This is a genomic window from Asaia sp. SF2.1, assembly GCF_000505765.1.
Taxonomy (GTDB): domain Bacteria; phylum Pseudomonadota; class Alphaproteobacteria; order Acetobacterales; family Acetobacteraceae; genus Asaia; species Asaia bogorensis.
In genome coordinates, this window is sequence record NZ_AYXS01000051.1 from 6,202 (window position 1) to 13,884 (window position 7,683).

Annotated in this window: 7 protein-coding genes and 1 pseudogene; 2 read left to right on the top strand and 6 right to left on the bottom strand. The window is 60.4% G+C overall.

What is annotated here, in order from left to right; translation table 11 throughout:
- From P792_RS39425 to P792_RS35065, 5 genes are all read right to left on the bottom strand, one after another.
- Window positions 1-738 (bottom strand): ATP-binding cassette domain-containing protein (locus tag P792_RS39425; protein ID WP_023979958.1); only part of this gene is annotated, 738 nt, incomplete at its 3' end.
- A gap of 82 nt (window positions 739-820) precedes the next feature.
- On the bottom strand, window positions 821-1,744 hold the full coding sequence (locus P792_RS35050) for an ABC transporter substrate-binding protein (protein ID WP_023979959.1): 924 nt from the start codon (window positions 1,742-1,744) through the stop codon (window positions 821-823).
- 130 nt (window positions 1,745-1,874) lie between these two features.
- Complete coding sequence (locus tag P792_RS35055; RefSeq protein ID WP_023979960.1) at window positions 1,875-2,645, bottom strand: SDR family NAD(P)-dependent oxidoreductase; 771 nt, start codon at window positions 2,643-2,645, stop codon at window positions 1,875-1,877.
- A complete protein-coding gene (locus P792_RS35060) occupies window positions 2,642-3,652 on the bottom strand; it encodes an AraC family transcriptional regulator (RefSeq protein WP_051395973.1) in 1,011 nt (336 codons plus the stop codon). The genes P792_RS35055 and P792_RS35060 overlap by 4 nt, the downstream gene beginning before the upstream one ends.
- A gap of 26 nt (window positions 3,653-3,678) precedes the next feature.
- Window positions 3,679-4,716 (bottom strand): NAD(P)-dependent alcohol dehydrogenase, encoded by a 1,038-nt coding sequence (locus tag P792_RS35065; protein WP_023979962.1) that lies wholly within the window; start codon window positions 4,714-4,716, stop codon window positions 3,679-3,681.
- A 300-nt stretch (window positions 4,717-5,016) separates the two neighbouring features.
- On the opposite strand from P792_RS35065, the gene P792_RS35070 reads away from it, so the two are divergent.
- Both P792_RS35070 and crcB read left to right on the top strand, forming a co-directional pair.
- The gene (locus tag P792_RS35070; RefSeq protein WP_023979963.1) at window positions 5,017-6,720 is read left to right on the top strand and encodes a glycoside hydrolase family 32 protein; all 1,704 of its coding nucleotides are present in this window, start codon (window positions 5,017-5,019) and stop codon (window positions 6,718-6,720) included.
- A gap of 62 nt (window positions 6,721-6,782) precedes the next feature.
- Entirely contained in the window at window positions 6,783-7,217 is a 435-nt protein-coding gene (crcB, locus tag P792_RS35075; protein WP_023979964.1) for a fluoride efflux transporter CrcB, read from the top strand.
- Window positions 7,218-7,296: 79 nt separating this feature from the next.
- On the opposite strand, the pseudogene P792_RS39430 reads toward crcB, so the two are convergent.
- A pseudogene (locus P792_RS39430) lies at window positions 7,297-7,683 on the bottom strand (aminotransferase); the annotation flags it as partial.

Consider the following 7,683-nt stretch of genomic DNA (forward strand, 5'->3'; position numbering starts at 1 on the left):
CACCATCATCTCGACCAGATGATCCATGCTGCAGGATGCGACTGGTGTCAGGCCGACATTCGCACCGTCGCGCAGAATGGTGATTCGGTCGCAGATCTCGAAGATCTCCTCGAGATGATGCGAGACAAAAATGATCCCGATGCCCTCATCGCGCAGCTGCCGCATGACACGAAAAAGCAGCGCTGCCTCATTAGGCGTCAGCGGAGCCGTTGGCTCGTCCAGAATAAGGATGCGCACATCGAGCGAGAGCGCCTTGGCAATCTCCACGAATTGCTGCTCGGCAACACTCAACCGTCCGACGGGGACGGTCAGGTCGATCTGCACGCCGATGCGTTCAAAAAGGCCAGCCGCCTGACGCGCCATGGCCGTGCGGCGGCTCAGCCCGAGCGCATTGCGCCTTTCTCGCCCCAGAAAGATATTATCGATCGCGTCGAGATCGGGCACTAGGCTGAATTCCTGAAACACGATGCCGATGCCGCGCGCGATGGCGTCGCGATAGCTCGTGAAATGGCACGCTTCGCCATCGAGCAGCATCTCGCCCTCATCCTGGCGCTGGATGCCGCCTATGATCTTGATAATCGTCGATTTCCCGGCACCGTTTTCACCCAGCAGCGCATGAATCTCACCACGCATGAGGTCCAGTGAAACGCCCTTGAGCGCTTTCACCCCGGGAAAGCTTTTGGTGATGCCCTGCAGCTTCAGGAGCGGCAGGGCAGAAGAAGAGTGAATTTCTGTCATGATGCCTTACCGCCCCCAAATAGGTGTTCAGGAATAGATGCTCAGGATCGGGAAAAAAGAGAGGCGCAGCCCCGCTTGGCTCTCACCAGCTAAAGGTCTTCGCCCCCTTGGCGTCGACCAGTTCCACATCCACGGGCACTGTGGCGGGCGGCACTGCACCCCAGTACTTGGCGAGCGCCATAGCCAGGGCGAGGCAGATCTGCTGACGCGGGAATTGCGCGGCCGTGCCGATGAAATGCGAGCCCGGCTTGGCAATGGCCTTGATCGCTTCGGGTGCGCCATCCACGCTTACAAGCTTGACGTCATGCCCGCTCGACTCAATGGCCGACAACACGCCCAGCGAGCCGTTATCGTTGACGCTGAAAATACCCTTCATATCAGGATTGGCCTGCAGCATGTTTTCAGCCACCGTCAGAGCCTGATCGCGCTCCTGCTTGCCGTTTTGCGTACTCACGATCTTGATACCCGGGAATTTCGCCAGAGCGGCCTTGCATCCTTTGACGCGCTCCAGGATCGGCACCACGGGAATACCGTCTATGATACCGACATCACCCTTGGTGATGGTCTGGCCCAGATAGGTGCACGCCTTGAAACCGGCATCGTAATTCTCCGATCCCACAAAGGCATCGATAGGGCCATTGGCCTGGGCATCGACAGAGACAATAGGGATGTTCTTATCGTGCACGGTCTTAACGATGGAGGCGACACCCGCTGAATCGGTCGGATTGATGAGGACAACCTGCACGCCCTGCTGCACCATATCCTCAATATCGCTGACCTGCTTGGACACGTCGTGATGCGCATCGCTGATGATCAGCGTGGCCCCGATGGATTTGGCTGCATCCTGCAGCGCGTCCTTCATGGTGACGAAATAAGGGTTGTTCATCTCCTGAAAGGACACGCCGATCTTGAGCGGCTCGGCTGCGCAAGCCTTGCCGGAGGCCAAAGAGAGCGCGGACCCGGTGATGAGGGTCGAGGCAAGAAGCGTCTTGAGAAACTTGTTCATTTTGAACTCGTATCGAAATGGGCATTGCCTGCCCGGTGCGGTTTTCCATGCCCCGTCATCCGGGGCACGGGCTCAGTTGATGCGACGCCGTGACCGGGCTCAACCGGTCGAGACGCCCGGTCCTGTCGGTTCAGATGGCGGTATAGCCGCCATCAACAAAGATCTCCTGCCCGTTGATCATCCCCGAGGCAGGGGTCGCGAGATAGAGCACCAGATCGGCCACCTCCTGAGGTGTGGCGACACGACCCGCGGGAATTTTTTCGAGAAAGCGCTGGAGCTTGTCACCCACACCCCAGACGCGCTCGCCCATGGGCGTCCAGACCACGGTGGGGCAGACAGCATTGGACTGGATGTTATGTGGCGCCCATTCGGCGGTCATCACCTTGGTCAGGCCATTCAGACCAGCCTTGGACGCCACATAAGGGCCATGATCAGTCAGCGCCACGCTGCTGGCCATGGAGCTGATATTGATGATCTTGCCCCCCCCGGCATCGATCATGCCCGGCACCAGCGCCCGCGCCATGAGCCAGGGCGCCCGCAGGTTGAGATTGAGGATAGAATCCCATTCCGCGACGCTCTGCTCGGTCAGCGATTTCGGTATGCTCATCCCGGCATTATTGACGAGGATCGTCGGTATGCCGATTTCGCTGCGCATGCGGGCGGTAGCCTGCTCTGCCGCTCGTGCATCGAGCAGATCGGCTGCAATGGCGAGACAGGTCCTCCCCTGCGCGGTAACGAGCGCGCGCGTCTCATCCAGAAGCGCCTCGTCCCGGGCAATGGCGACAATATCAGCCCCTGCGGCGCTCAGCGTCTCGCAGATCGTGACACCTAGCCCGCGCGAAGCCCCGGTGACGACGGCAACCTTGCCTTTGAGCGAAAAACGGGTGGAGAGATCGGTCATGACAGGTTCATGCCTCCTGCAGGCGACGCTACCGGCGCGCCAAGGGTACGGGAATGCGCCAAGAGATGAGGCGCGGTGATCTGTTGCGATTGCTGGCGAAACTGACGCGGCGTGCAGCCACGCAGACTCAGGAACACGCGATTGAAATTCGAGAGATTGCTGAACCCTGCCTCTCGACAGATATCAGTCACCGCCATCGAGGTCGTGGCGAGCAGATGACACGCATGGCCGATACGCAGCTTCTGCACGAAGCTCATGAAAGTCTCCCCCGTCACCGCGCGGAACTGGCGCGAGAAACCTGAAGGCGTCATGCCGAGGGATGAGGCGATGCTCTCGTGGCGGATCGTGGCGGGATCGGTCGTCAGGAGATGACGCACCAGACGGTTGATGCGCGCAGCACCCGAAACACCGACCCCACCCGGCAGAGGGCGATCGCGCCCGGTAGACAGACGCCGCCAGGGCGATTGCGACAACGCAGACAAAAGGGACATGCAGGAGGCGAGTTTCTGCCCCGCGCTTTGCGCACCCATCGCGACGAGAGCCTCGGCATGGGCGAGAGCCTGCACGCCGGTGAATTCCAGCCCATGGACTGACTCTGCGAGCATACGCGTCAGCCCTGACAACTCCGGGCAGAGCGCAATCAATCCCTCAATCCAGTTCTGGCTGAACTGGAGCACCACGTCGCGTCCCTGGAGCACTTCGCCTTCGGAAAGGGGACTGAACCAAACATGAGGGAGATCCGGCCCGATGAGCACAAGCTGACCCGCCGAAAAGGCGCCGATATGATCGCCGATCATCGCACGGCCTGCGCCGCGTGTGATCAGATGCAGCTCATATTCCGGATGATAGTTCCAGCAGGCAATGGCTGCCGGATAATCATGCTGGTGCCAACGGAAACTGCCGGTCTTCTGCTCAGGTATCAACTCCAGAATGGCAGGGTTCTGCACCCCTCGTCCATTCTGCCCAGGACAGGTATGACCCGTAGAAATGCCATTGAGATACGACATGAGACGTGCCTCGCCTGTGCAGGACGTCAGAGCGTGATCTGGAGTTTGACGTCGTCCGGCCTACCCTCCGCCGCTCGCTCAAAGGCCGCGATACCCTCGCTAAGCGGATAGCTGCCGGAGATCAGCGGCTTGAGGTCGATACGTCCAGAAGCGACGAGCGCAATGGCGCGATCATAGACATGGGCATAGCGAAAGATCGTCTCGATGCTCAGCTCCTTGGCTTGCGCCGCAACGATATCAAGGGCGACCTTCTTGGGAGGCATACCGACCAGTATCAGACGCCCTCCAGGCCGTGTGCAGTCCAGTGCGTCCTGATAGGCTCCCTCGAACCCGCTCGCCTCAAAGGTCACATCCACGCCCCAGCCCTCACCGCACTCGGCAGCGATACGCTCGGCCGGTTTTGCCTCGGCCAGATTGATCGGCACGATATTGGCATAGCGTCCGGCTATCGCGAGCTTGGGTGCCGAGAAATCGCTGATAAAAACCCGGCTTGCCCCGGAGGCTAGCGCCGCGAGCGCTGTCATGATCCCGATGGGTCCTGCCCCTGTAACCAGACAGACGTCGCCGGGCTGCAGGCGGGCCTTGACGCAGGCGTGAACGCCGACCGCCAGCGGCTCGACCATCGCCCCTTCAGCAAAGCTCACACGATCAGGCAGTTTGTACGTGTAAGCCGCTGGATGCACCACAGAGGCCGTCAGGCAACCATGCACAGGCGGGGTTGCCCAGAAGCGTACGGAAGGGTCGATATTGTATTGCCCCAGGCGGGAGGCACGCGAATGCACGTCAGGAATACCCGGCTCCATGCACACACGATCACCGATTTGCAGGCCCGAGACGCGGCTACCCAGTGCGGTGATTGTCCCCGAGGCCTCATGCCCCAGCACCATGGGCTCACGCACGACAAACGGCCCGATGGCGCCATGCGAGTAGTAATGCACATCGCTCCCACAGATCCCGACCGTATGGATGGCAATACGCACATCATCAGGGCCAAGCGTGTCATCAAGGGCGATATCCCGCAGGGACAGTTTGCCACGCTCTTCCAGAACCAGTGCCTGTGCCATCTCGTCATTCCTTACAGGTCCCGACATGCTCCAGCGATACGCGAACATGACAGGACTGTTAGATATAACGACATGATCTCATGAAATAGGTCTGTTCTTCACAAAATCCGATGATTTCTTGCGTGAACAGAACACCACTCCGTGATTTTCGGTCTGAACGCGAGCCTCTGTGAACAGGCGCCGCACTGGAGCGAGGTACTCCGTGGCGACCTCGTTTGGCGCCGGGTCATCGCTGACCTATGCTGGTTTTCCATCGGGGTGCGCCCCGGCCTTCCCCCAATGCCGACAGAAAGAGTTCAGATGCCCGAGCGTCCCGTTTTCCCCGGATTGAGCCGTCGACGGGCCCTCGCTTCGCTTGTCGCGACGGGTGGTGGCCTGATGGGAGCGGCACTGGCGCAGGCAGCGCCTGGCCCTGTTGCGGCACCCAAGGCACCGGACGGGGAAAGAAAGGCCGAGCCCAACGCCTCGCATCCCTCCCCTGCTGACCAGCCGGGAGCCACCGCCCATCCGGTCATTCGCACGCAAAGCGATGCCCTTTACCGCCCCACGATCCATTTTTCACCCGAGAGCGGGTTCATGAACGATCCTAACGGGCTCATTCATGATGGGTCGGTTTTTCATCTTTATTATCAGTATGACCCCTTTGCCCCCTATGCCGGTCACGTGCATTGGGGCCATGCGACGAGCAAGGATCTGCTGTCGTGGCAGGACCAGCCAATTGCGCTCAATGAATCACCGGCTGGCGAGGCCTTTACCGGGTGCACTGTGCTGGACGCACAGAACAGTTCAGGCCTGTTCAAGGAAGGGCAAGGTGGACTGGTTGCCCTCTACACCCGCGCCACGCCCAAGAAGCAGTCACAGTATCTGGCGATCAGTGAGGACGGGGGGCAGAGTTTTCACGATATCGCCCAGAATCCGGTGCTCGATATCGGCAGCAACTCATTCCGTGATCCGCAGGTGATCTTTCACGAGCCCACCCGCCAATGGGTCATGGTGGTTGCAAAGTCACGCCTGCATCAGATTGCATTCTACGCCTCCATCGATCTCCGACACTGGGTGCATCTCAGCGATTTCGGCCCGTCCGGCCTGTATGGCGTCGATTATGAATGCCCCAATCTGATCGAGATTCCCGTTGAAGGCGGCGGGTCGCGCTGGGTTCTGTTCATCTCGGTCAATCCCGGTGGGCCGACGGGGGGCAGCATCACCCAGTATTTCGTTGGCAGCTTCGATGGCAGTCGCTTCACCCCCGATGACACCGTGATCGGGCTGACGGATTTTGCCAAGGATGCCTATGCCCTTCAATGTTACCAGAACATGCCGGGCAAGCAGGCCGTCTCCATCGCCTGGCTGGGCAACTGGCAGTACTGTCAGGAACTCCCGACACAAAGCTGGCGCGGCTGCATGACCCTGCCCCGGCTCATGACACTGCGCCATGACTCAGCCGGCTGGCTGCGCCTCGCCCAGGCCCCGAAAGGGCTGGAAACGCTGCGTGAAGCGCCCATCGCTTTCACCTGTCAGCGTCTGGCCGCCGGTGCCAGTGCCTCGGTGCCCCTCCCGCAAGGCGTGGCGCTCGAACTGGTCCTGAGTGCGACCGTTGACCAGATGCCCCCTAATCTGCCGCTGGGGGACAAGGGGCGCACAGGCCGGTTCGTTATCGTGTTCGGCAATGATATGGGCGAGAACCTCACCATCGGTTTTGACGCCTTCAGCGGTCAGCTCTGGATTGACCGGGCCGATCTCAACGGTTTCAAGCAGCCTTTCTTTACCGGGCAGTTCTCGACCCCTCTCAATGCCGATGACCGCCATTTCGACATACGTTTGGTGCTTGATGCCTGCACACTTGAGGTATTCGCCAATGGTGGCCTTTCGGTAGGAACCGCCTTGCTCTTTTCAGCCAACCCGCTCAGCTTCCTCAAGCTTGAGGCGACGGGCGCAGGGGCAAGCATTGAGACGCTGGGCCTGTACCGGCTCAGGAAGGTCATGCCGCGCGAGACAGCCCTGTAAGCCTCGGCCACCCTATGATAAGGCGGTGATCCCGACGAACCAGACCGGAGCTATTCCCTCTCATGTCCTTCACCGCCTGTCTTTTCGTCATGCTCGGCGGGGCCCTTGGCACGCTGGGGCGCTATCTCGTCTCTGTCGCGACCGCGCCCTATAGCCGCTCCATGCCGTGGGGCACGATCCTGGCCATCAATACGGTCGGATCGTTCGTTATCGGTTTTTTCGGCACGCTGACGCTCGCCCATGGCCGCTTTCCCGTTTCGGAAAACATGCGGCTCTTTGTCATGGTCGGGATTTGCGGAGGGTACACCACCTTCTCGTCATTCAGCCTTCAGACGCTGGATCTGATGCGTGCCGATGCATGGGGCCGCGCCATGCTCAACATCATTCTTTCAGCCGTGCTCTGCCTTGGCGCGGTATCACTGGGGCATCATGCCGCCTCGAAGCTCAATGCCGGGGCCTTTCAGATCGCCCAGAACGAGACCGAAGAGGACGCCTGATATCCTGACGACCGTCCCGCCGGGTCAGAGCCTGGCGGGACACAGAGTTTGCCTTGTTCGCCCCCGCAGAGGCCATCCTTCAGGCTGAGAGCGCTTCGAAGCGGGCTGTCTGCTCGTCGCAGCGATAGATATCGGCCATCGGGTATGGCTGTCGCGCAAGCGTCGCCACCGCGTTGATGACCCGATCCACCTTCTCGTCGCTCATCAGAACGCTGAAGTTCAGCCGGGTCCAGCCGGGCTTTTCGATTTCATGACCCGACAGGATCTCGCGGCGCAGGATTGCCGAGGCGGGCTCATCGATGGAGAGCAGTCGATGCGCATAGGGCCCGGCGCAGGCACAGCCGCCACGTGCCTGAATACCGTAGCAATCGGACAGCAAGCGGGTGAAAAGTTGCTGATGGATATGACCGCCGCGCTGATGATCGCGGATGCGCATGGAGAAAATCGGCAGAGCCGGCTTGTCGGG